General features: G+C 52.3%; 19 protein-coding genes and 2 pseudogenes. 15 read left to right on the forward strand and 6 right to left on the reverse strand.

The window, feature by feature from the left end; genetic code table 11:
• Positions 1-16: 16 nt before the first annotated feature.
• Positions 17-409, reverse strand: a pseudogene (locus ACO6S1_RS12255) (lytic transglycosylase domain-containing protein); the annotation flags it as partial.
• 409 nt (positions 410-818) lie between these two features.
• Between ACO6S1_RS12255 and ACO6S1_RS12260 the strand changes: the two are divergent.
• From ACO6S1_RS12260 to ACO6S1_RS12290, 7 genes are all read left to right on the forward strand, one after another.
• Positions 819-1,727 carry a DUF7146 domain-containing protein gene (locus ACO6S1_RS12260; RefSeq protein WP_422342981.1) on the forward strand — a complete coding sequence of 303 codons (909 nt, stop codon included), beginning with the start codon at positions 819-821 and terminating at the stop codon, positions 1,725-1,727.
• Positions 1,728-1,825: 98 nt separating this feature from the next.
• Complete coding sequence (locus ACO6S1_RS12265; protein ID WP_422342982.1) at positions 1,826-6,073, forward strand: strawberry notch-like NTP hydrolase domain-containing protein; 4,248 nt, start codon at positions 1,826-1,828, stop codon at positions 6,071-6,073.
• 146 nt (positions 6,074-6,219) lie between these two features.
• Positions 6,220-8,199, forward strand: coding sequence for a ParB/RepB/Spo0J family partition protein (locus tag ACO6S1_RS12270; RefSeq protein ID WP_422342983.1), 1,980 nt, complete (start codon positions 6,220-6,222; stop codon positions 8,197-8,199).
• A 162-nt stretch (positions 8,200-8,361) separates the two neighbouring features.
• Positions 8,362-9,300, forward strand: a complete 939-nt coding sequence (locus ACO6S1_RS12275) for an ArdC family protein (protein WP_173203003.1) — start codon at positions 8,362-8,364, stop codon at positions 9,298-9,300.
• 86 nt (positions 9,301-9,386) lie between these two features.
• Positions 9,387-9,764, forward strand: a complete 378-nt coding sequence (locus ACO6S1_RS12280) for an MbcA/ParS/Xre antitoxin family protein (protein WP_173203001.1) — start codon at positions 9,387-9,389, stop codon at positions 9,762-9,764.
• Positions 9,736-10,470, forward strand: a complete 735-nt coding sequence (locus ACO6S1_RS12285) for an RES family NAD+ phosphorylase (RefSeq protein WP_422342984.1) — start codon at positions 9,736-9,738, stop codon at positions 10,468-10,470. Before ACO6S1_RS12280 ends, ACO6S1_RS12285 begins: the two co-directional genes overlap by 29 nt.
• 238 nt (positions 10,471-10,708) lie before the next feature.
• Positions 10,709-11,659, forward strand: coding sequence for a DUF2493 domain-containing protein (locus tag ACO6S1_RS12290; protein WP_173202926.1), 951 nt, complete (start codon positions 10,709-10,711; stop codon positions 11,657-11,659).
• A gap of 193 nt (positions 11,660-11,852) precedes the next feature.
• On the opposite strand, the gene ACO6S1_RS12295 is transcribed toward ACO6S1_RS12290, so the two are convergent.
• From ACO6S1_RS12295 to ACO6S1_RS12310, 4 genes are read right to left on the reverse strand one after another with little or no spacing between them, the layout of a single operon-like run.
• Positions 11,853-12,185: an excalibur calcium-binding domain-containing protein gene (locus ACO6S1_RS12295; RefSeq protein WP_217271962.1), complete on the reverse strand. Its 333-nt coding sequence runs from the start codon at positions 12,183-12,185 to the stop codon at positions 11,853-11,855.
• Between the two features lie 6 nt (positions 12,186-12,191).
• Complete coding sequence (locus ACO6S1_RS12300) at positions 12,192-12,800, reverse strand: hypothetical protein (protein ID WP_173202928.1); 609 nt, start codon at positions 12,798-12,800, stop codon at positions 12,192-12,194.
• Positions 12,797-13,996, reverse strand: a complete 1,200-nt coding sequence (locus ACO6S1_RS12305) for a M48 family metalloprotease (protein ID WP_422342985.1) — start codon at positions 13,994-13,996, stop codon at positions 12,797-12,799. Before ACO6S1_RS12305 ends, ACO6S1_RS12300 begins: the two co-directional genes overlap by 4 nt.
• On the reverse strand, positions 13,996-14,748 hold the full coding sequence (locus ACO6S1_RS12310) for a hypothetical protein (RefSeq protein WP_422342986.1): 753 nt from the start codon (positions 14,746-14,748) through the stop codon (positions 13,996-13,998). Before ACO6S1_RS12310 ends, ACO6S1_RS12305 begins: the two co-directional genes overlap by 1 nt.
• Positions 14,749-14,943: 195 nt before the next feature.
• On the opposite strand from ACO6S1_RS12310, the pseudogene ACO6S1_RS12315 reads away from it, so the two are divergent.
• Positions 14,944-15,083 (forward strand): annotated as a pseudogene (locus tag ACO6S1_RS12315) (DUF6915 family protein); the annotation flags it as partial.
• 392 nt (positions 15,084-15,475) lie between these two features.
• Positions 15,476-15,865 carry a single-stranded DNA-binding protein gene (locus ACO6S1_RS12320; protein WP_422342987.1) on the forward strand — a complete coding sequence of 130 codons (390 nt, stop codon included), beginning with the start codon at positions 15,476-15,478 and terminating at the stop codon, positions 15,863-15,865.
• 88 nt (positions 15,866-15,953) lie between these two features.
• On the opposite strand, the gene ACO6S1_RS12325 is transcribed toward ACO6S1_RS12320, so the two are convergent.
• Complete coding sequence (locus ACO6S1_RS12325) at positions 15,954-16,199, reverse strand: DUF6437 family protein (RefSeq protein ID WP_173202930.1); 246 nt, start codon at positions 16,197-16,199, stop codon at positions 15,954-15,956.
• A 341-nt stretch (positions 16,200-16,540) separates the two neighbouring features.
• Between ACO6S1_RS12325 and ACO6S1_RS12330 the strand changes: the two genes are divergently transcribed.
• The 6 genes from ACO6S1_RS12330 (at position 16,541) to ACO6S1_RS12355 (ending at position 22,767) form a co-directional block, all read left to right on the forward strand.
• Entirely contained in the window at positions 16,541-16,762 is a 222-nt protein-coding gene (locus ACO6S1_RS12330; RefSeq protein ID WP_173202931.1) for a hypothetical protein, read from the forward strand.
• A gap of 589 nt (positions 16,763-17,351) precedes the next feature.
• Entirely contained in the window at positions 17,352-18,440 is a 1,089-nt protein-coding gene (locus tag ACO6S1_RS12335) for a tyrosine-type recombinase/integrase (protein ID WP_246218638.1), read from the forward strand.
• Positions 18,427-19,602: a tyrosine-type recombinase/integrase gene (locus tag ACO6S1_RS12340; protein ID WP_168820579.1), complete on the forward strand. Its 1,176-nt coding sequence runs from the start codon at positions 18,427-18,429 to the stop codon at positions 19,600-19,602. The genes ACO6S1_RS12335 and ACO6S1_RS12340 overlap by 14 nt, the downstream gene beginning before the upstream one ends.
• 234 nt (positions 19,603-19,836) lie before the next feature.
• Entirely contained in the window at positions 19,837-20,523 is a 687-nt protein-coding gene (locus tag ACO6S1_RS12345) for a hypothetical protein (protein WP_168820580.1), read from the forward strand.
• A gap of 19 nt (positions 20,524-20,542) precedes the next feature.
• The gene (locus tag ACO6S1_RS12350) at positions 20,543-21,577 is read left to right on the forward strand and encodes a DUF4238 domain-containing protein (RefSeq protein WP_168820581.1); all 1,035 of its coding nucleotides are present in this window, start codon (positions 20,543-20,545) and stop codon (positions 21,575-21,577) included.
• Positions 21,574-22,767, forward strand: coding sequence for a hypothetical protein (locus ACO6S1_RS12355; RefSeq protein ID WP_168820582.1), 1,194 nt, complete (start codon positions 21,574-21,576; stop codon positions 22,765-22,767). Before ACO6S1_RS12350 ends, ACO6S1_RS12355 begins: the two co-directional genes overlap by 4 nt.
• Positions 22,768-22,935: the final 168 nt, after the last annotated feature.

A 22,935-nucleotide genomic window follows, 5' to 3' on the forward strand; every position in this document is an offset into this window, starting at 1 on the left:
TTGAGCGTTCTCTGTCCTACAGTCGTGATTCTGTCCAGCGCGCAAGGACCTTCTTTACGTAATACCGAGTTTCCCGGTATCGGGGAATGCCTTTGGCTTTCAGCACAGCGTTAGGTCCGGCATTATATGCTGCCAGCGCCAAGTGGATTGCGCCGAACTTATCCAGCATTTGTTTTAGATACCGTGCTCCCCCGTCAATATTGGTTGAAGGATCAAACCGGTTTTTAACGCCAAGATCAGACGCGGTTCCAGGCATCAACTGCGTCAGTCCGCCAGCACCTGCTGGACTAACAGCCATAGGATTGTAACGCGATTCCTGCCAAATTAGAGCATCGAGTAACCCAAAGGGTAGGGCGTGTTTCCTTTCGGCTGCCCTAATGGAGCTTAGGTAAATAGACCGCCTGAAAGAGGCCGTTCTGCTGAGCCGAGTAGGTTTTTTCTTTTGTAGATTGTTTCTGGCACCGTCATGAACTGCCGATGCCTTGGAGACAGGTTGTAATGGTCTTTCTGGCTGCCAAATTCCATGTTGGAACAGCTGAAACGTTGAATTTCCACCTGTCTGCTGATTCCCAAGTTCCGTTACAGGAGCGCTATTGTTTTCCTGTAAACTCACGTCCTGTGCCCATGCCACGCTTGAGCACAACGTAATCGTAAACAGTCCCATTGATAGCATCTTTGCCAAAATTCATCTCCATTTTGCATCGAATCGAATGAGAACATAAATAGAACATATAGCTGTAGGAAAGCGTTTTCTTACGTGTTGAAGAGGGGAGGCTGCCGGGAAGGGGAGAACTGGCGCAGATGCAAGGAACTCCTAAATGTCCCGTAACGTCCTAACTAATCCCACATCATACCTCGAGAATACTGCCAGACAGATTTGTGAAAAATTTTCTGGCTATTGGAAAAATGATAAAGGGATGTGCTGCTGCCCGGCACATGACGATAATACGCCATCACTTGGTGTCAGTATTGGCCGAAACGCGATTCTCTTCCACTGTTTTGCAGGCTGTCCGCAGAAAGACGTGATTGCGGGTTTTGAGCGCCAAGGTGTGACTGCGCGCAGTCTGTTCAGCGGAAGTTCGGTTTCAATTCCCGCAGCTAGTCCCAAAGAGCTAAAACCGAGCGTCAATGCACAGCGGCTCTGGCGGCAGGCTCAGCGCCTGCAAGGAACTATTGCGCAGACTTATCTCAAAAAGCGTTTAGTCAATATGACTTCCCTCGAATTACGCTTTCTTGACCGCACGCCTCTTGGTCCCAAAGGCCATGTCCGCTTCTTGCCAGCGATGTTGGCAGCGGTGCGCACAGATGCGTATATTATGGCCATTCACCGGACTTTCCTGCTTCCCGATGGTTCAGGCCAGGCTGATTTCATCAAACCCAAACGCGCGCTCGGATCGCTCGGCACCGGGGCTGTGCGCCTTCTTCCGCCCAAAGATGGAGTTCTTGGATTGGCGGAAGGCACAGAAAGCGCAATGTCCGCAACCCAGCTTACCGGCATTCCGATCTGGGCAACATTGGGCAATGAGCGCTTTGGAATCGTGACCATTCCGGAAAGCGTGAAGCAGCTTTATCTCTTTGTCGATCATGATGCTGGCGGTGACCTCGCTGAAGCCAAAGCCCGCAAGCATTTCCAGATGCCCGGCCGGTCCATCATCGCGCGCCGGCCCGGCCGGCGCGGCGATGACTGGAATAATGAGTTGTTTCGAGCAAACGCAGCTTCTACCTAACCCGGTCCACCTTTGACCCAGAGGAAAGGGGGCTTTTCCCTGTTTGCGCACGAGATGGCCGTCTGAGGTCTGTCCGTGCCTAACGGAGGAAAACCATCATGACTCTACAAAACGCACAGCTTCAACTCGACGATACACCGGATCTGGCAAGCGAAATAGTAATCAAGGCCGCTCACGAAATAGCACGTCGTCTGGAGACAAGTTCCCAAGTCACACGAAAAGACATCAATGCCATATTCCAAAAACTCACCGGAAACAGCGATGCGACAGATGGCTGGTCGGTAAAAATGTCTGGCTGTGCCATCGAGCTGGCTGAGCTGCTATGGCTTCGCGAACATTCCGGAATCACGCTAGATTCCGATTTTGCTGAAACCGACAAATGCTTCGAAATTCTGGAGCAAGCCCTTCCTCCACAACATAACCGGCATGATGACCAGATTTCCCTCCAGCAATTTTCGACACCCGCTCGGCTTGCATGGGTAATGGCCCTGGCAGCGGGCATAAAGCCCGAAGATATCGTACTCGAGCCATCTGCGGGAACGGGAACTCTCGCCATTTGGCCGCATCTTGTCGGCGCGAAGCTAATCCTCAATGAGATCGACGACCTGCGCAGTGCGTGTCTAAGCGAGCTGTTTCCGGGTGCTCCGACCTTCTCACACGATGGCGAGCTGATCAACGAGTTGCTTCCGTCGCGCCACAATCCAAATCTTGCCCTTATGAATCCGCCATTTGCGCGCAGTGCCGAACGCGGGAAAGACGGTCGTTCAGCCCTGCGGCACTTGCGCTCTGCCTGGCGGCGTTTGGCGGCAGGCGGCCGGCTTGTTGCGATCATGCCCGAAGGCTTTAGCGCAGTCGAATTTGCCAAAAACGAACTTGGATCATGTGCACTTCGTCTTGATGCGCGCATCACACGATCTTTTGCGCGCAGGGGAACCGGCATTACCGTGCGTCTGGTGGTATTAGACAAAATTGCTTCCGAGCAATGCGTAGAGCCAATCGACATCGACGATTTTGAAGGTTTGTACGACGCCTGCTGCGCTTTGCCCGAGCGCGCCGCCTCAAAATCCAATGCGCAAACTTCCAGACCCAAAGCAAAGCCACTCGCGCTGGTGTCGAGCTACCGTTCGAAACGCCCGGTCGCGCCAGTTTTAAAATCCTCACCAGACACGCAAATATCCGAAAAGCTTATCTTTGAAGTTCTCGACTCTGCGGCACCAACGCCAGAGCAAAAAGGCATTTATCTAGCCTACCGGCCAAGCCGGATAACAATCGACAATGCTCCCGTTCATCCGACCCCGCTGGTGGAATCGGTCGCGATGGGGTCTGTTGCCGCGCCGGTCCCGCAGCATCAGCCGGTGGTTCCAGCAGACTGGCGGAAGAACCAGCTTCTTTCCGATGCGCAGTGCGAAATGCTCATCTATGCGGTGAATGCCTTCGCCCGCGATTTGCCCGGAACTTACAGGGCCATCAACGAAGGCTCGGGGCTGGAACCGTCGGACGAGGGTTTTCGTTATAGGACTGGCTTCTTCCTCGGAGACGGAACTGGCGCGGGCAAGGGCCGCGAGATTGCCAGCGTCATCATGGACCGATGGCTGCAGGGCCATTGCCGCCATATCTGGATTAGCAAGAACGAGACCTTGCTCGAGGACGCCCGCCGCGACTGGTCAGCGCTCGGCGGCCTGCCGCTTGATATCCAGTCGCTTTCGAGCTGGAAGCTGGGAAGGCCGATTTCGATGTCTGAAGGCATTTTGTTCGTCGCTTATCCAACGCTGCGGTCGGGCCGGATGGATACGACAAGGCTTGCTCAAATATTGGAATGGGCAGGGGAGGAATTTGATGGAGTGATTGCTTTTGATGAAGCCCATGCAATGGCCAATGCGCTGGGGGGAACGGGAAGCCGCGGCAAGGTCAAAGGATCCGAGCAGGGCATAGCTGGTCTGCGTCTTCAAAATCTGCTGCCTCGCGCTAGGGTTTTATATGCATCGGCAACAGGGGCTTCGGACATTGCCAACCTTGGCTATGCGGCACGCCTTGGTCTCTGGGGTCCGGAAACCGCCTTTCCAAATTATGACAAGTTTCTAAGCGATATCCGCGCGGGCGGTATTTCTGCGATGGAACTGGTCGTGCGCGATCTTAAATCTCAGGGGCTTTATCTCGCCCGCGCCTTGTCCTTTGCGGGCGTTGAATATGAACTTCTCGAGCATGAACTTACCACAGAGCAGATATCGGTCTACGATAGTTATGCCGAGGCTTGGGCGATTATTCACAAAAATCTCGAGGCTGCGCTCGAAGCCACGCGGATCGTCGATGAAGATAGCGGTGATACGCTTAACCGAAATGCAAAGGCGGCGGCGCTTTCGATATTCGAGGGTACCAAGCAGCGTTTCTTCGCGCAGTTGCTTTTGTCCATGAAACTTCCCAGCCTGCTCCCAGCGATCGAACAGGCATTGGAAGAGGGGCATTCCGCCGTTGTGCAGCTTGTCTCGACCGCCGAGGCAATGCTCAACCGCAGACTTGCCGATCTCAGCGCCGAAGAACGCGAGCAGCTTGATATCGACCTGTCCCCGCGCGAATATGTCATTGATTATCTGGCCAAAAGTTTTCCGGTCCGTTTGATGCGGGTGTTCCGCGATGATGACGGCAACTTGCGATCAGAGCCTATGTCGACTTCTGAAGGTCATCCGGTGCTTTGCCCGCGCGCGGTTCAGGCAAGAGATGCGATGATCGAAAAACTGTGCGCGCTTCCGCCCATTTGGGCTGCGCTTGATGCGGTAATCGAACGTTTTGGAACAGATCATGTTGCCGAAGTGACCGGCCGGACCCGCAGGCTTGTAAATGGCAGCGACGGACGTCAACGCCTTGAACGCCGCACGGCGCGGTCGAATTTAATCGAAGCCCAGAGTTTCATGGACGGCGAGAAGCGCGTGCTTATATTTTCCGATGCAGGCGGGACAGGCCGGTCCTATCACGCTGATCTTGATGTGCAGAACCAGCAACGCCGCGTGCATTTCTTGCTCGAGCCGGGCTGGCGGGCCGATAATGCCATTCAGGGTCTGGGCCGCACCAACCGCACCAATCAGGCATCCGCACCGCTCTTTCGGCCTGTAACCACTGATGTCAAAGGTGAGCGGCGTTTTATCTCCACCATCGCGCGGCGGCTAGATAGCCTTGGCGCCTTGACCCGCGGACAAAGACAAACCGGCGGGCAAAACCTGTTTAACCCGGCTGATAATCTTGAAAGCGAATATGCACGCGATGCGCTGACCAGCTGGTTCCACCTGCTCTATGCAGGCAAGCTGGAAGCTGTTTCGCTTGACCGTTTTCAGGATGTCACGGGACTCAAGCTTGAAACACCCGATGGTGATCTTGTTGAAAAACTGCCAACCATCCAGCGCTGGTTAAACCGGATATTGGCGCTGCCCATCGCTTTGCAGAACGCTATATTTGATGAATATCTGTCGCTTATCGAAGCGCGCGTTGAAGCAGCGCGCGAAGCGGGAACCCTGGACCTGGGCGTTGAAACCATTGCGGTTGATACATTTCAAATTGTGTCGGACAAGCTGCTTCGAACGGATGGCATTTCTGGCGCTACCACGCATCTTGTGACGTTGGAAACACAGCGCCCGCTTAGACCGCTTCGCTTCAAGCGGCTTTACAAGCTTCAGGACTTTAGCCTGCCGCAGGTCCAACTATTACGCAATGCGCGTTCCGGCGGTATGGCCTTGTCGGTTCCTACCCGCCGTATGATCACCGATGAGGGAGAGACAATCGAACGCCGCCGCCTGATCAGGCCGCTAAAATCGGTAAACTGGACTCTCGAAGCTTTGTCGGAAAGTCTTTGGGAGCAGGTCGATTTCAAAAGCTTCCGAAAAGGCTGGTTGGATGAGGAAGAACAAGCGGCGTCAGAAACGGCCCATGAACGCGTCCATCTTGCCACCGGATTGCTCTTGCCAGTCTGGAATAAAATTCCAGGAGAGTTTGTCCGTGTCACCCGTATTGCAGCACACGACGGGCGTTCAATCATTGGCCGCGAAATTTCCGAACTTGATATGGCAGATCTTGCTCGCGCCTTTGGTCTCGACATGAACCAGACAATCAATCCGTCCCGTGTTGCGGAAATGGTCATGCAAAGCGGCAAGCCGTTTTCAGTTCAAAGTCATGATGACCTTATGGCCAAACGCTCGCTGATCAACGGCAGCCAGCGATTGGAACTGACGGGCTTTTCAGCCGAGCGGCTCGACTGGTATAAATCCAAAGGCTGTTTTACCGAGATTATCCGTTACCGCACGCGTCTTTTTGTTCCAGTGAATGAAGCAGCGCAGATACTGGAAAAACTGGGGGCCTGAGCAATCCCGCTCTCCTTCAATTGCAATCAATCAGAAAGCCAACCTGTTACCCCGGGCAATGAGAGGGGAGGAGGCTTGGCTCTTTTGAACCCGGTTTTGGCGATGGTCGCCGAAGAACGTTGGTTCGATCAATCAGGAGTTATAAAATGTTCAAATCTATTCCACTCAACAAGCTCGTTGAATCCAAGAAAAACGTCCGCAAGCGTTCTGATCCGGCGGCCGATGCATGGCTGAAGGCGGATATTGCCGCGCGAGGATTGTTACAAAACCTCGTCGTTAACGCGATTGCGCGGGGTAAATTTGAGGTCACGGCAGGTGGCCGGCGTCTCAAACAGTTGAAGGCTCTTGCCAAGGACAAAGCGATTAAGAAGACCGAGCCGATTACATGCTTGGTCAAAAACGGCGAAGCGCATGAAATTCGCGAAATCAGTCTGGCTGAGAATTTCCAGCGCGTAAAACTCAATCCAGCCGATGAAGCCGAGGCGTTTCAGGATATTGTTGACGACGGAGCCAGTATCGAAGACGTAGCCATTCGTTTTGGTCAAACGGTTCGCTTTGTCGAAGGGCGATTGCGTCTCGCCAAGCTGGCACCAGTGGTTTTTAAAGCATTGGCAAGCGGTGACATCACGCTCGATATTGCAAAAGCTTATGGAGCGACCTCGGATGTCGAACGTCAGGCCCAAGTGTTCGAGGAAGTTTCTGGCGCTTATTATCAAATTACACCCGACAGCATCCGGCGAATGGTTCTGGACGCCAGTGTTTTGGCCAGTGATCCCCGCGCTGTTCTCGTCGGACGCGATGCTTATCTTGCGGCAGGCGGCAAAATCGACCGAGAACTCTTCGATGATGATGAAAGTGAAAGCTGGGTTGATGTCGCGCTTCTTGAGCGCCTGGCCGCGGAGAAAATGGAATGGCGGGCCGATGAGGTCAAAGACCAGCATGGTCTTGCCTGGGTAAAGCCAACGCTTGACTGTTATGTCTCGCATGAACTTGTCGAAGGTTTGAACCGGCTTCCTACCGAGCTTGAACCGCTTAGGGAAGAAGCTATCGCGCGTTTGTCTGAACTGGAAATCGAATATGACGGCGAAGCTGTCATCCTCGAAAATGAAGACAGCAGCGAAGATGATGTGTTCGCGGCCGAAAAACGAGTGTCGGAAATCGAACAGGAAATGCGCGCGCTCAATGATCGCAAGCCAGTTCTGGCCGATGCGCTTCGCAGCGAAGCAGGCGCTTTTCTGGCGCTTGGCGATGACGGCGTACCGACACTGGTTCCCCAATATTATACCGAAAAGGCCGATGCCCCGGTCGAAGAGGAAGGCGTTGAGCTGGTCGAGGAAGGCGAGGCCGCTAAACCCAAGCGCGCAGCGCTTTCGAAACGCCTCGTCGATGAACTGGCGATGCAGCGGCGTGATATTTTGTCGCTTCATGTGGCCAGCGATCCGGCGCTCGCGCTCGATTTTATGATCTTCACGCTTGCGGATAGCGACAGCCATGACTGGCAGGCACAGGAGGCATCGACTCTCAAGGGCCCTGTTGCAAATGGTCCGGCGCATAATTTCGAGGCAAAGGATGCACCGGCTAGTGCAAGCCTGGCGGAATTGCGCGGGTCACTGGATGAAAGCTGGAAAGCTGGCACTACTGATGTCGAGCGTTTTGTAGCATTTCGGGCAATGAGTGATGATGCGCGCAGTGCGTGGCTCGGCCATGTTGTCTCGCGAACGCTGGTTGCCAGCCTGAATGTTGAAGGCGACCGGCAAGTCTCACTGCACGATTATCTGGGCGGTATCTTGGAAATCGATATGGCGGCTTGGTGGCGTCCGACTGCGGCCAATTATTTTGACCGAGTACCCAAGGCCAAAACGCTTGGCGGAATGCAAGAAGTCGGCGGTCTAGAACTTTCAAACCGCTACGGCACTTCCAAAAAGGCCGATCTTGCTGCAACGGCCGAGCGCATCTTCTCCGGAAACTTCATCGCAGAGGCCGAGGTCAAACAGCAAGCTGCGCAGTGGGTACCCGATGCGATGCGCTTTGCTGATTTGTCTGCGGCTGACGAGGTTTTAGAAGATGAAACTTCGGAAGCTGGCGCATCAGAAGATATTCCAGAGATAGCCGACAAGGCTGCCTGATCCTCCTCCTGGCAGGTGGTCTTCTGGCTGAAGCGGCTTGCCTTTCAAGGCAAGTCGCTTCTTTTATTTTAGGATTTTTTGCGTCCGTTCGAACGCAAGAGGAGAGGGGGCTTGGGCCTGTCTGATCCGGCAATTTTGCTGGATATATTCAGGAGAATAGACATGCCCAAAAGATCACATCGCTCACCGAAGATATCGCCGGCCGCAAGGATCACGGCTGCCATTATCGAAAATCTGGAAGAAGGAACCAAGCCTTGGGTCCAGCCGTGGCGAGGCCTTCCGGTTTCGCGGCCGCTGAGGCACTGCGGAACGCCCTATCGCGGCATGAACACCTTCTGGCTCTGGATGGTAGCGGAAGCTGGCGGTTTTCTATCCCCATACTGGATGACCTACCGGCAATGCGCCGCTTTGGGCGGGCAGGTGCGTAAAGGAGAAAAATCGACCATCGCCATCTTCTACAAAAGCTATACAAAAGAGATCGAAGCCAGCACTGGTGAGGATCAGGAATCAGAAACACGCCGCGTCGTCAAATCCTATGCTATCTTCAATGCCGATCAATGCGATAATCTGCCCGAACGCTATTACCCTAAACTGGAAGTACAAGAGATTGAACCGGAGGGCAGGGAGGCAGCGCTAGATAGTTTCTTTGAGTCTGTCGGTGCCAATATCCGGGAAACCGGAAGTGCCGCTTATTACGAACCTCTGCTCGACCGGATTACCATGCCGCCGGCGCATTTGTTTTATGGTTATGATCATTATTACGCGACGCTCGCGCATGAATGCTCGCACTGGACTGGTCATAAATTACGTTTGAACCGCAATCTCAAAAACCGTTTTCGAAGCGCTGCTTATGCAGCGGAAGAACTGGTAGCAGAACTGTCTAGCGCAATCCTGGGCGCAGAACTGGGCTTGCCGGTCAGTCATCTCGACAATCATGCCAGCTATATCGCGAGCTGGCTCAAACTGCTCAAAAATGATGACCGCGCAATGCTGACCGCTGCTGCGCGCGCCGAGGAGGCGGCGAGCTTGCTTCTGAAGCTGGGTGGCTACGATGCTGCATTGGCCGAGGAAGCTGATGATGAGCTGGCGGAAGCCGCATAGCGAGCGGATGTTCAGAATATCGAAAATACTTGCAATTATTCAAATGAATGATTATAGATAAATATATTCAAATGAAAGGGTATGTGATGGCAAGCAGATTGCCAAAAACCAAATCAGATGATGACAGAATTCTGACGACCGCGGTTGCCAGAATTGCAGAATATTGGGGCTTGAGCAACGCCAAGCTGGGCGCGATACTGGGTTTGTCCGGCGCTACCATATCCCGTTTACGCTCCGATCAGACCAAACTCGATCCTGCCTCCAAATCCTTTGAAGCTGGCCAGTTTCTGCTGCGTCTGTTCCGCAGTCTTGATGCATTGCTGGGCAGCGATGACAAGGCGGCCAAATCCTGGCTTACATCCCATAATCTTGATCTGGGCGCCAAACCGATTGACCTGATCGACAGTTTCAAAGGCCTGATGACCGTATGTGATTATGTGGACGCCCACCGCGCTCGCGTCTGAGTTCCGGCGCTATCGCCGGACAGTCTGGCGTGTGGTTGAAGCGCAGCACCGTATCTCTACCAATCGCCTTGCAGATAATCTCGAAGACCAATCCCGCCTTGAAGAACTGGTGGAGGATGCAAAGCCTGATCTGCCAAAGGCAGCACAAGGACTGCATTATCTTCTCGGATCACCCTTTCGCTATGGTCACCGCATTGCCAGCCGGTTTCGCAAGGCTGACGAACGACCCGGTATATTCTATGCCAGTGAACAGGAAGCCACTGCAATTGCCGAAACTGCCTATTGGCGGCTGCGTTTCTTTGCCCGTTCGCCGGATTTCGTACCTGGCAATACGACCAGCGAGCATCTGAGTTTTTCCATTGCAATTTCCTCATCCCGCGCTCTGGATCTGACCAAGGCTCCGTTTGACGAGCGGGCGGACGACTGGGTGCAAAGCGATGATTACGGCGCATGTCAGGATCTCGCGAGCGTTGCCCGCCAAGCATCGGCACAATTGATCCGTTTCATCTCTGTACGTGATCCCGATGGCAGGTGCAATGTCGCGCTGCTTGACCCGGCCGTATTTGCAGCGCGCGAGCCGACGCTGGGTCAGACATGGCACCTGAGGCTGGAGCGCGGCCAGCTACATGCCATTGCTTCCTTTCCCGGTGGCGGCAAATTTGCGTTTGAACCCGAAAGTTTTGGCCTCACGAAACTCGTGCAATAGCTGGTCCAGAATATCTCCTGATATGTCCGCACAACTCCCGCTTTCCTGAACGGGAGGTGCCCTGGACCAGCAGTTGCGCCAAGCGCAACCCGCGCGGGCTGCGGCCCGTGTGGCCCGCGCCAGCCTTGCCCCCGCAGGTTTCCCGCCTTTGGCGGTGCGCTTGTCGTCCCGCCGGTCCTGCCGGGCTCCTCGCGGAAAGCGGATCGTCGCTTGCTTGCCGCTTATCAGGAGAAACATCATGGACAATAATTTTACCCAATCTCTTTCCGGGCTCGATCTTTCCGGATTGACTATAAAACAATCACCCTTTGAACCGGCAGATTTTCCAGAGCACGACGCGATCTCGCAAACCATAGCTGCCGTCTGGTCCGACCTGTTCGCGATGTTCACCGATACCGCCCTTGAAGCCGATGCAGAGAGCCTGGCCTGGGGCTTTGTCAATCTCTTCCACCGTTCGGCGATGCAAAAAGCAAAGCAGCTCGACCGAGCATCGGATGAAGTTCGCGTATTGGTCGCAAATGCCGATGGCTCGGAAGTGCATACGTCCAATCTCGAAGAGCAGATCGAACGCGCACAAGCTGCAGAAGCTTCGATGATCGCCTTTGAAGAAATGCGGGAGGTTGCTGCATCGCTCTATCTGCAAGAAATCCGTTCCTCGTGGAAGCCTGTGTCGAGTTCGCGCGCCAATCACGGCGCTATGCTCACATCAGCTGTCATTCATGGCCGCGATTTTCTGCGTGCGCGCAGTGAAAGCAAGCGCAAGGCCCTGATGCCTGAAGGTACGCCCATTATCTTTGCTGGCGGTCGCACCAAGCAGGCGGATATCGAAGATGCCAAGACGTTTGCGAACAATGTCTGGGCCACACTCGACAAAGTTTTTGATGCTGTTCCGGACATGGTGCTGGTGCACGGCGGTGACGGTAAAGGCGCAGATGGTCTTGCGGCATCCTGGGCCGAACGGCGCGGCGTTGCGCAGCTTACATTTTCGCTCAATCGCAAACTGGGCGCACGCGCTGGATTTAAGCGCAACGAGCAGATGCTGAATCTTCGTCCTCGCTACGTCATTGCATTTCCGGGAAACGGTGTATTGGAACGTTTGGTAATCGAAGCCAAATCACGCCGGATCACGGTTGTGGATCGGCGCGGACCGCTTGGAGCTTTTCCAAAGGCAACATCTTCCACCGGCTGAGCTTCACAGGAGCAATCATGGATGTATTTGAACATCGAAGGGGCGCTTTAAGTTTGTATAAACCCGTAAGGGAATGACATCCAAATGGCAAAACTAGACGGGTACAAGTTATTTGTGATTGCTATATCGAGCGGTAGTTACGCCTTTGAGGGCAATGGCATGTTTGGTTCAATTCTATCCTACCAACTTATACTTACTCACAACCGATGCCGTCATTATCTCTATCCAAATGCGAACCGTACCCGCGTTGTCCTCGACGGACCGGAGCAGCACCTGCTGCCCTTGCCGCTGCACAGTTCGGATAGTAATCAGCTTTTGGCTGAGAACGAACCGCCGATGGTTTTGCAGAGCCGCCGCCGTGACAATGTCTACCGCCGTTCTTTCTGTCGTTATGACAACCATCGGCTGCTGTTCTGCCGCCATGAGCATTTACAGCCAGCGTAGGGATCAGGAATGTCATAACAAATGCCGATATTGTGCCAATTATCAACGTACGACTAATTCGGATTGTACATTGGAATGTCATTCCGCCTCAGAGCAACTTCGCTGTTTCTACCAAAGCATGGAAGGCATCCAGCCCCTTGGCAAAGTAGTGTAATCGTGGAGCGTCAAACGTGACCATATACAACTCACCTTCAACGATAGCCGCGCGCGCTTCCCCCAATCTGGTCAGATTGTCGGCATCAACATATTCGTATGTGAACTTCACGCCGTTCAATCCGAGAAATTCAGTTGGCTCAGTCGACGCAAGCTTAAAAATGCCGATCTGTTTGTAAGCACGGTAGGTGCCTTCGAGCAGTTCTGGAACATCAATGAGTAGCGCATCCTTCTTCATTTTGGGAAGCGGCTCTCGCTTCTTGTTGCGTTCCTTAACGAGGGGCTTTCCTGGAGCAATTCCGCCGTAAAATGTAACGTCATTCAGCTGCTCGCCATCAAGCGTCCATGTTTCGGCATTTTTCCCAGGTCTGCGACCCAATTTGTTCCAGTCTTGGGGCGGAGTTACGTGAAGGTTGGACTTTGCAACTTTTACGGTTTTACCTTGTTCTCGGTAACCATTCGCCGCCGCTGGGGATGTCATCAGCAATGCAGATAGCATCAGTATGCCAGAAAAGACCGATAACGCCTTTTTTACAGTACTCACTCTGTTTTCTCCTTCGGAAGAAGCATGCTAATCATTGGAGCATCAGAAGCATCTGGTTCTAGCGCTAGGTATTGCGCCAATGCAGCCTGCCCATCAGTTCGTTGTCCAGTTTTCAATTGGGACAACCCTAAGCCCCGATAGGCATCGGCCATTTCGGGATTTAGAACAATTGCTTCCCGATAGAAATTTACGGCATTCACCAAGTCACGCTGATTGCCGCGCAACCTATATAGCTCGCCGCGCGCGAACCAAAGGTCGGCTGTCCATCCCTTTTCGGCAAGCGAGTTTATAATATACTCACTACCGCCAAAGTCATTCAAACCTATTTGATCATTCAAAAATTTAGGAATCCAGTCGGCCAGCGCTTCGCGATATCGGTCAGCCCCGTCATCCCGCTCTGCACCTTCGGAGTCAGCTAAGTCTGACAAATATTCGGCGCGTTCGGCTTGTGGTGGATGCGATGCAGTGAAAGCAATTCTATTGAAACGAGGCTTTTTCAAACCCCTCACTCTTGCGGATGCTTCATATTCTCCCATCAAGTTAAGCCAAACCTCCGAAGCGGCTTGAGGGCGAAAATTACTGCCATTCAGATAGCTCAATCCCAATAGATCGGCTTCTCTCTCTTGATCCCGCTTGAAGCGATAGAGGTTGCCGTAAACCGAAAACTCCAAATTCTGAAAAGACGAACGGGTTTGATAGCTGGGTGACATACTTGCTAACAAACTCGCCCAACTTAGGAGATCTGAACCGGATCGAGCAGATTTGAATCGCTCCAAGCTATGTCTTTTTTCAAAATGCCCAAACTCATGCCCTAAAACAGATGCAAGCTCGGCCTCGCTGCGTACACGCAAAAGGAGACCGCTAAACACTCGCATGGTACCGTTGGGCGACATCGACGCATTGAAGATTGGCTCTCTAAGAACATAGATGCGAGTGCTTCCACAACGATCCGGACCAACAGCTTCACACAACACTTGCTTCAGATAGGTGTTCAGTTTTTCATCTCTAATGACTATTGGCGAATTGTTAAGGGCGCGCTCACTTTCATCATCCCTCTGCCAAAAACCAACCTCATCTACCCCCTGCGGCTGATAGACCCCTTCATAGGGTGGAGGCAATGGAGGCGCGTCTGCGAGAACGATTGACGGAGTTAGTGCGAGCAATAGAACATTAAGGCGCATTGCAATGCTGTACATTATTTTTCTTCTGCTACTACTTCGCTACCGGGAAACTCTTCGAGTAGCTGTTTGACACGCTTTTGTGCTCCTTCAGGCTTACGAACATCGCCGCCCATCGCAAAATCGGCATTGAGCCAGAGCAAATCGCCTGTTTTCAAATCGACTAAACCCGCAAAGCCGTGATGTTCGCCGGAAGTAACCCCTGCACCAACGGTAAGCATAGCCGCTATCTGAAACAACTTGCGCCCGGTCGATCCGTATGCATCCTTGTTATAGATAAACAGACCGTAGTCTGCCTCAGACGCGCCAGGAAGCTCAGAAACTCCGCCTCCCAATGACCATTCAAAGATATCGGCTTTGTTGTCCCGTTTCTTTGTAGGAAGCCTATTGCCAACAAAAAACTGATAGTTGATCACAGATTGTGAAACCGCGGAAAACAGGGCCATATGTTCCTGAAGGTTTCGTGCGTCTTCTTCGTACGCCTCAGGCGCCTCAATGACTTCATTCCCTAGGCCAGCTTGTAACTCAGCCAAAGCAATCGCGATGTTTTTCTTCGCTTCTTCCGTCCATTCTGCATTGGGTTCAAAAAGACCGCCTGTTGATTGTGCACCAACGCTCACGGCAGGTCTGAAGATGAGTATTTTTTTGCCGCTGTTTGCGGCCAGCTCAAAGCCTTGTTTGATGGCCGTACGTTCTTGCGCCATTGCTTGAGAAGAGAAAAGCGAAATTGCTAGACACGCTGCCAACAAACGCGAAATAATGCGCTGCATAATACCCCCCAATAGAATGTCAAAGTGCCATCCCGTTTAACAACTATGACAGATTTAAAGTATAGTTCCAATTACTTTCGATGGTTTTCCAAAAACGATCGTTAGTCAAAAAACCGGGGTGAACACAAGTTTGATCGAACTCCTTTCGATTGGATCTCAATCAGCTCTGCTCTTTTTCGGCTCTGACTGTTTCATTTGACTGGAGATCAACATGTCATGGAGATTTGGGTACCATTTCCTCCTTTGCAGACTGGGCGCGGCTGATCGAACCAAAGGCCTGGATGATGCGCGGGCAACCCAAACTTGTTTCGATTGAACAAGATATCGCGGCGTAATAGCTGATGACTGTGCCGCAGATACACCCTCAGCTCTGACCAATGTTGCGTGAGTGTTTGCCGATCATGGTTTTGTGATCTGCCGTCAGATGTTTGTGGCTTAAGTTGCAAACAACCTCTCCAAAGCACCAGCGCGTCAGTTCTCCTGGAATGGCAATCAACCGGGAGCCAATTCGGCTTTTTCGCGAACCTTCCTGAACCAGGTCAGCGGCATTACAACCGGCTTTGTTACCGGCCGTGTTGCACCTTTCAGGTGCTGCCCGCACCTCCCGGTCAAAGCCCGTTTCCCTTCGGCGCTGATGCGCCTCTCGGTGCAATGCCGCTTCTCCCTGTTTCTTGTCGTCAGTTCGCAAGCCGGAATGGTCCGGTTTGAGAATATCAGGAGAAATATCATGACGAACATTACACTTTTGGTTGGACGTGTTACCCGCGAGCCAGAAAGCCGTGAAACTAACGGCGGAACAACGGTTACCAACCTTTCGGTTGTAACCGACCGGCCCGCCCGCAACAGCGAAGGCAAGACCTACAAGGACGACAATGGCTATACGGTCAAGGATTCAGAATTCCACCGCGTCACTTGTTTCAACGGACTTGGCAAGAACGTTGCGCAGTATTGCACGAAGGGCCAGATGGTTTCGATCGAAGGCCGTATCCACTCTACCCAGTGGGAAGATGGTGAAGGTATCAAACGCTATGGCTGCGAAATCCTTGCCGACAAGGTAGATTTTCTCACCCGCGGCGCGTCTCAGGATAACAAGGATGCCCCCGATATCGATGAGTGATTAGAGATCCTCATCGTAAACCGTTCAGGCCTCGCCGGTTTCCCCGGCGGGGCCTTTTCTTTTATTTCCTAATGGTAAGAGCGACAGCTCATTTGGCCGCCGGATAGTTTGAAATTCCGAGCCTATTGAACGCCTCTTCTACGCCCAGTTCGCTAAGCGCCATCGCAAGTCGCCTCAGATGCTTGGTGCCAAAGCTCTCCACACCGGTGCCAAGCAACACGCGCCCGAGTTCGGTGGCTGCTTTCGCTTCCAGTTCACGCTGTTTTTGATTCAGCTTTTCACGGTCGGCTTCGAGTTTCTTGAGTGCGGCAATAGCGCCGGTTTTTCTGGTCATGAGATTTCCTTTTCTCAGTTATGACCCCTTGAAATTTCATAGTGGCATAGTTCCCCACCTGTAGGAAAACGGTTTTTTTGCGAATATTATCTGGACGGTCCAATATGGGTTTGGAGAGGGTATTCTCACTTGAAGTCCAAGCATGATGCGCGAAGGCCTACCGCGTAAAGGACGACGGGGCCCCACCATTTTATTGGCGCTACGGCTGCGCCTCCGCACCAATAAAATCGTTTCCCCCATCGCCGCTTCGCGGCCGCCTGTTCCAGCCGGTCCTGTGACCCGGCAGCCCTCCACGCATCACCAGACCTTCTGTCAATTTTGACAAATTTCAGGAGGTAGATATGACACAGGCAATTGATACTGTATTTGATGCACAGAGTTATTTTGCGGCGGTAGAAACAGCGGAACTAAGGGCGCTTCACAGCTTCTTCGATCAGCATGTGGTTGAGGACGACGACCAGGGCTACATAGCCTTGGATGAGGGAGATTATAACGCGCTTCCGGCTTGGGCAATGAACAGGGTTGTCCATACCGTGCACGGCGCGTTGCTGGATGAATTCTGAAGGCCAAAAAAAAGGGCAGGGGCCGGAAACGGTCTCTGCCTCTTTTTATTCGCATGTTTGATAGGCCGTCGCGGCGAATTGATACAATCATACAGACCCAACTGGGCGTAAGAGGCTCGAGAAAACAATATCGAATTTCCGTATCGATTCTAGCCATTTGCGACCCGGGCTGGCATTGATATTGAAAACACCCAAATGGGTGCATTGAGGGCAGTGGAACTCCAATTCCGCTGCCAATATATTTTGCAAATGTCTCAGTATTAAATTCTGGTCATTGGGGTGTTTGTGGAGCGCTGATGCCGTGCACCAGCGCACGCTTTTGTCCATGCTATCCACGTGGCATAACTCCACCTGAATTGATCAAGAATATTATCTGGAAGCATCATACCGGGATGAGAACATAAGGTGCACACCGTACGCAATCTAGATTGCATGAATGAATGGAAAACGGCATAAAACTCGCAAACATGATTCCTCAAATGACCAGCAGTTAGCTGGGTCAAAATTACAGGGGGTCTCCCGTCGCAGAAAGACCATACGCCTAAAGCTGGACGGTAATGTCGCAAGGCGCACTTCGCTCAAGGTTGGCGTGACATGGGATATTGAACTTCCCGGATTTGGATTGCGCAAGCGGTCAAACGGAAAAGTTACATGGGTCGTCAAATATAGGTATCGCGGACAGCAGCGGATGAAAACGTTGGGCGCGGCAAGGGCGGTGCCAGCTCATATTGCAAGAGCCGAAGCAAGGAAGCTGATTGCGGAGGCTGCGCTTGTTGGGCTGCCCACAAAACCAAAGCAAAAATATGTTCCCAGATTTGATGAGTATGTTCACGAGTTCTGGCGCGACTATGCGCAGCACTGGAAGCCAACAACGCAAAAGGCCTGTCAGGGATATATTGCGCGGGAGTTAGTGCCGGTATTTGGAAAGATGCAGATTGACCAGATCGAACGCGTAGATATTAACCGATGGCGCGATGCGCTGTCCAAGCGGACCGGTGTTTTCAATCGTACCATCCCACTAATGTCTGTAATGATGCGCTATGCCGAGCAATTGGGTCACCGGCCCAAGGGAACAAATCCCTGTCGCGGCGTATCCCGCTACAAGCGCGACCTTCCGGAACGCTATCTGTCGCCAATTGAATATAAGCGCTTGGGCAGGGTATTGGCAGATTCTGAACTTCCCAACCCGGATGTTGTTCCGGCAATCCTTATGCTTCTTTATACCGGAGCCAGAGCCTCCGAAATCGAAACGCTGCGCTGGCGCTATATTCAAATACCGCGCCTCGTGCTGCCCGATAGCAAAACCGGTCCCAAGACCATCTATTTGAACAGACAAGCCGTTGATGTGCTGAATGCGCTTGAACAGGGCAAGCCGGATGATTTTGTCTTTCAGGCAACAAGGTCAGGCGACCCAATCAACCTAAGCCAGTACTGGCATAAAATAAGAAAGCGCGCCGCGCTTCCCGATGTGAGACTTCACGATTTGCGCCACAGCTTTGCTTCGACTGCCATTGCAGATGGCATTCCGCTGGCTATCATCGGAAAATTACTCGGCCATGCTCTTCCGGAATCTACAGCGCGCTATGCGCATCTGGCAGATGATGTGATCTGTGAATCTGCCGAACGTGTCTGTTCCGGCCTCGCGTCTCAGATGGGGATTTCTCATGACCAGCTATGATCTGAAACGCGTCATTGGCGAAGAGCTTGCCCGCGTTGAAAACCGGTTTGATAAATTCGGCAAACCGGAGCGCAAAACAGTCTTTGACAAAGTCGTTCCTGGCTTTGGTGTGCGCAAACATGCGTCAGGCAGAAAGGTCTATATCTTGCAAATGCGCATAAGCGGACGGCAGCGCACGGTCACGATTGCCAATGCTGCGGTGATCAGTGAAACGGTGGCAAAGGACGTCGCACGGCGTCTTATCTTGCGCATTGAGCTTGGAATGAACCCAGCGGATGAAAAGAAGCGCTCTCATGACATGCCCAGCTATCAGCAGTTTCTGGAATATTATTGGGAAACTTCATCGCCCAATTGGAAGCCATCGACACGAAAGACTCAGAGTTTCTATCGCGGCAAGCATTTGAACAAGGCCTTCGAAAGCAAATTTCTTGATGAGATTGAACCTGCCGATGCCATCCGTTGGCACGCGCAGCTATCCCGCGCAGCAGGGCCGGGCGCGGCCAACCGCGCCAGTGAAATTTTGCGCGCCATGTTCAACAAAGCCGAGCAGTGGGGATATCTTCCGGAAAACAGCAATCCGTTTAATGCGATCAGACGCAATCGGGGACGCAAGATCGAGCGCTTCCTGACGCCCGAAGAAGCGGCACGATTGGGAAAGGCGCTTATCGAAGCCCGCAAAGACGAGCCGATGATCGCGACGATCATCATGTTGTTGGCTCTGACTGGTTGCAGGCGAGGGGAGATCGTCAATCTCAAATGGTCGGAGGTGCATGGACGCCGCCTGAAGCTGAAGGACAGTAAGACTGGGCCGCGTATCGTCTGGCTTGGGAAAGATGCGCAGGCGCTTATTGCAAGCATCCCGCGCCAGAAAGGTGAGGCGCGGGTGTTTCCTATGGAACAGAAAAGGCCCGGTGGCGCGGTCGGGTGTTTTTGGGCGAATTTCAGAGAGGAAATTGGCCTAAAGGATGTGCGGCTTCATGATTTACGACATAACTATGCCAGTTTTGCTGCGCGGGGATCAGAGACGCTGCCGATGATTGGAAAGTTGTTGGGGCATGCAGCGATCAATTCTACACAACGCTACGCTCATCTTGATGATGCTACGTTGCTGGAAGCGAGTAATCGAATAGGGGATGTAGTGGGAAACAACCTATTCCATTAGCGAACCAATCGAATATCCGCTTTACGCCCAAATCTCGGACCAAGAGCGTCACCCAAGCTTACCTCCATAGCTCACATTTTTCCGTTCCCTTATTGTTCCCATAGCGCTAGGATCAAAATTACCCAAATTAAGATTTAGAAATCCAACCTAATTGGCAGCGATTGCTTTGAGCAGGTTTCAGAATACAACTTCGGTGATAGCAGGATGAGCAACCTATATATTTCTAGACACGAAATGAGCGCGATCAAAGCGCTTGACCTTCAAAAGATTGACCAATGTATTCGTGAAGCATTGGACCGGGCATCTTCAGGTGGACTATACGATTTGGGTCTTTTGAGCTGTGGCCCGTACATTACAAGGCAACTTCGGAAATTCGAACGAGATTTAGAAAATTTTGCCAAAGCTAAGGCTGCCAAAAAGCGCTCTGAGACTCACACCCAAGCGTGGAGTTCTGGTCATGACCTAACATCCGCCGTGCGCGAAATGAGGCGGCGCTTAGAGGATCAAGAAAAAGAGACACAATTGATTTTACTCGATGATGCGATCATTCCACCGCACTCCTTCTCAGATAAGGTTGACGTGCGGGTCAATTATCAGTGTCGCCGCACGATTCAAGATCCTTGGTTCTATGGTTCCATTCAATTCTTCCACAATGTTGACATGCGACCCGACTACACCCGCCCACAACCTAAGCGAAAGCCCAGCGCTGCCAAAGTCGAGCGCGAACGCCAAGAAAAGTTGTATGGTCATTGGGAAACGCTCCGAATGCAAGCCCTGCACGCAGTTAGAGAGTTTCTCAAATCTGAGGGTGATCCGGCCAGGATGCCAGAAACGTTCGAGGCCAAGCCAAGCTCCCACGATCGCTATTTAAACAACTTTAGCTGCAATTTTTGGTTAGATCAGGAAACAAAGAACAATTGAAAAGAAAATAGGTATCTCGGTGACCGCTCAGCATCAGCATTATGTGCCCAAACTCTTACTGAGAGGTTTCCTAAGCAAGGATCGAAAGAGGGCCGCCAAAGAGCAAGTTCACGTACTCGATCTTAATGAACAAAGATCGTTTCCTACTTCCATCGACAACATCATGGGGGAACGCCGCTTCAATGATTTTTGGGTTGATGAAGATATATTGGCCACAATCGAGCCATGGACGAGTCAAATAGAGGCACAACTAGCACCTATTGTCGAACGAATTAGGATAGAGAAAACGCTGGAGCGGACTCAAGAAGAAATTGGAAGCTTAGCCTCTTTGATCGCTTTCCAATTCATCAGAACGAAAGGCATGCGATTGATGCCCGAACGGCTGGATCAGCAAATGCGAAGCCACGTGAGACGAATGGGCTTCGATCCTGCGAAAGTGGACGGGTTGATGAATCTGGATGAGGAAGGTTTGAAGACTGAACACGTTCGGCACCAGATTCAGCACCTCGGAAAGTACGCCGAGATCATTGCTGAAAAAGAGTTCTTTCTGATGGCAGCGCCCGAAGGTCGATCTTTCTATATCGGAGACCACCCAGTTGTGCTTCACAATGACGAACCTAGGACTGTGTATAGAGGCCATCTTGGTATTGGGGCGGCTTACATTCAAATTTATCTTCCAATATCCTCCGATGTCCTTTTATGCGCCTACGACAAGGCTGTTCTGGGTCAGATGATGAAAACATCGGACGAGTCCTTCAATAAAGAGGTAGCGAGCTACGCGCTTGGAAAACTAAGGGCGGGAGAAATCACAGCCGAACAAATGAAGAGCGCTTTGGAGCTGCGTCGCGATCTTGACCCGGTTAATGCTATGATCAGACGTATCAGGGCAGGCCAGTCCATTGCGGTCGATCCCGAGCAGGTTCAGTGCTACAATTCGATGCAAGCCTTTTTTGCGCATCGGTTTGTGATTGATCCTGACGATGATTTCAGCGTTGCCAAGGAGATGATCGAAGAGCGCGAGGCAGCTGCTCATCGTGAGCGAGATGTAGGATGAAAATCCGCTATGTATTCCCCCTCGACCGGGCCATCAGCGTCGAGGATCATTGGCCGGTACCTCTGCTCGGCGGGGAATGCCAGTTGGTGGAAGAAAACAACCTTGTTACCGCGATTGAGTTTACCAAAAGCGGGATGGATGCCAGCATGGCGTTTTCCGTCATCGACACACCGGATCAGAAATCGAAGGCCACAATTACTGGTAATGATATTTTCGTTCCCGTCGTTCGGGACCATATCAAACGGGCCTTTTCCTATCTCCAGTGCTTTTTCGATACGTCGATCAGTATCGACGCTGTGACGATTTATCATGAAGCAGAGACCCCCGAGGAAGAGGAGCAGATCGTTTTGCCATCGTTCCAGATAGGCAAGAAGGAGCGCAAGCCGCTCCCTTTGACATATGATCTGTTCACGCGCGCCCTGATGGCCGCCGAAGACAGCGAAGGTCCGGACTTCATATCTTCTCTGGTGTCGATGGCGCGTGAGGCGTTCGCCGCCAAGCGCTATATTGATTCCTATCGTTTTGCATTCCTGCTGATCGAGGCGCTGTATGGCGGAGGTAAGTTCAAAACGAAGCAACTGAAAGAATCCTTCAGCCAGTCGGCAGCCCTTTGCGGTGCGATCGATCATGCCCTGTCGAAATGGAAAACCGATCTTATAAAACATCCTTCGGATACGCTGACTTTAATCAATGACGGTCCGAGCAGAGAGCAAGTCATCGATCACCTGATCTCGACGCGCGGGCACTATTTTCACGGCAATCTGAACAAGAAGGGTGCCTGGGACCAATCCAAGCAGGACGAGGCCGAAGCACTGTCATGGCTCGGGATAGGCGTTGTCCAGAAGATTGCCAGCGATGCTGCTTCGCCAATGTTCGATGAGGAATATGCGAAGCGGCATCAGCAGCAGGCCAATGAAATGGGAGCGAGTGTTAAAATGCTAGTAGAATACAAGTTCAGAGTTCCGGAGGACGATTTGCTGCGAAAGCAAAGCCTCGACATCCAGATGCCCGGTACGAAACCAACCACGTTGATGGCGATGGAGGCCGCTCGGCAGTCAGTCGAGTATTTTCGCAATAATCTGCCAGCGGGCCGTCTTCACAGCGTTCGCGCCACAAACAAGGCGGACAAGGAACAACTCTTCGAGATGCGCTTCTTTACCGAAGAAGACGGTACGGAAGTAAATGATTGAAAAATATAGTTAATTCGTAGCGATGGGTTTTGAGTACATATCAGGTATGGGATCGTAAACGGTCATAGATGGTTGCGAACCGAAACGTCCGCAGCAGACAGTTTTCGAATGTCAGCTGTTTGGGTTCGCGACCCCAAAGCAGATATTCCGCATTCGGCCTAGGAGCGT

Source organism: Parasphingorhabdus sp., assembly GCF_965233695.1.
GTDB lineage: Bacteria > Pseudomonadota > Alphaproteobacteria > Sphingomonadales > Sphingomonadaceae > Parasphingorhabdus.

What these genes read in the sequence shown, in the direction of transcription:
- ACO6S1_RS12260 (WP_422342981.1), top strand. Translation starts at nt 819, where the DNA reads ATGTCCCGTAACGTCCTAACTAATCCCACATCATACCTCGAGAATACT.
- ACO6S1_RS12265 (WP_422342982.1), top strand. Translation starts at nt 1,826, where the DNA reads ATGACTCTACAAAACGCACAGCTTCAACTCGACGATACACCGGATCTG.
- ACO6S1_RS12270 (WP_422342983.1), top strand. Translation starts at nt 6,220, where the DNA reads ATGTTCAAATCTATTCCACTCAACAAGCTCGTTGAATCCAAGAAAAAC.
- ACO6S1_RS12275 (WP_173203003.1), top strand. Translation starts at nt 8,362, where the DNA reads ATGCCCAAAAGATCACATCGCTCACCGAAGATATCGCCGGCCGCAAGG.
- ACO6S1_RS12280 (WP_173203001.1), top strand. Translation starts at nt 9,387, where the DNA reads ATGGCAAGCAGATTGCCAAAAACCAAATCAGATGATGACAGAATTCTG.
- ACO6S1_RS12285 (WP_422342984.1), top strand. Translation starts at nt 9,736, where the DNA reads ATGTGGACGCCCACCGCGCTCGCGTCTGAGTTCCGGCGCTATCGCCGG.
- ACO6S1_RS12290 (WP_173202926.1), top strand. Translation starts at nt 10,709, where the DNA reads ATGGACAATAATTTTACCCAATCTCTTTCCGGGCTCGATCTTTCCGGA.
- ACO6S1_RS12295 (WP_217271962.1), bottom strand. Translation starts at nt 12,185, where the DNA reads ATGACATTCCAATGTACAATCCGAATTAGTCGTACGTTGATAATTGGC.
- ACO6S1_RS12305 (WP_422342985.1), bottom strand. Translation starts at nt 13,996, where the DNA reads ATGTACAGCATTGCAATGCGCCTTAATGTTCTATTGCTCGCACTAACT.
- ACO6S1_RS12310 (WP_422342986.1), bottom strand. Translation starts at nt 14,748, where the DNA reads ATGCAGCGCATTATTTCGCGTTTGTTGGCAGCGTGTCTAGCAATTTCG.
- ACO6S1_RS12320 (WP_422342987.1), top strand. Translation starts at nt 15,476, where the DNA reads ATGACGAACATTACACTTTTGGTTGGACGTGTTACCCGCGAGCCAGAA.
- ACO6S1_RS12325 (WP_173202930.1), bottom strand. Translation starts at nt 16,199, where the DNA reads ATGACCAGAAAAACCGGCGCTATTGCCGCACTCAAGAAACTCGAAGCC.
- ACO6S1_RS12330 (WP_173202931.1), top strand. Translation starts at nt 16,541, where the DNA reads ATGACACAGGCAATTGATACTGTATTTGATGCACAGAGTTATTTTGCG.
- ACO6S1_RS12340 (WP_168820579.1), top strand. Translation starts at nt 18,427, where the DNA reads ATGACCAGCTATGATCTGAAACGCGTCATTGGCGAAGAGCTTGCCCGC.
- ACO6S1_RS12345 (WP_168820580.1), top strand. Translation starts at nt 19,837, where the DNA reads ATGAGCGCGATCAAAGCGCTTGACCTTCAAAAGATTGACCAATGTATT.
- ACO6S1_RS12355 (WP_168820582.1), top strand. Translation starts at nt 21,574, where the DNA reads ATGAAAATCCGCTATGTATTCCCCCTCGACCGGGCCATCAGCGTCGAG.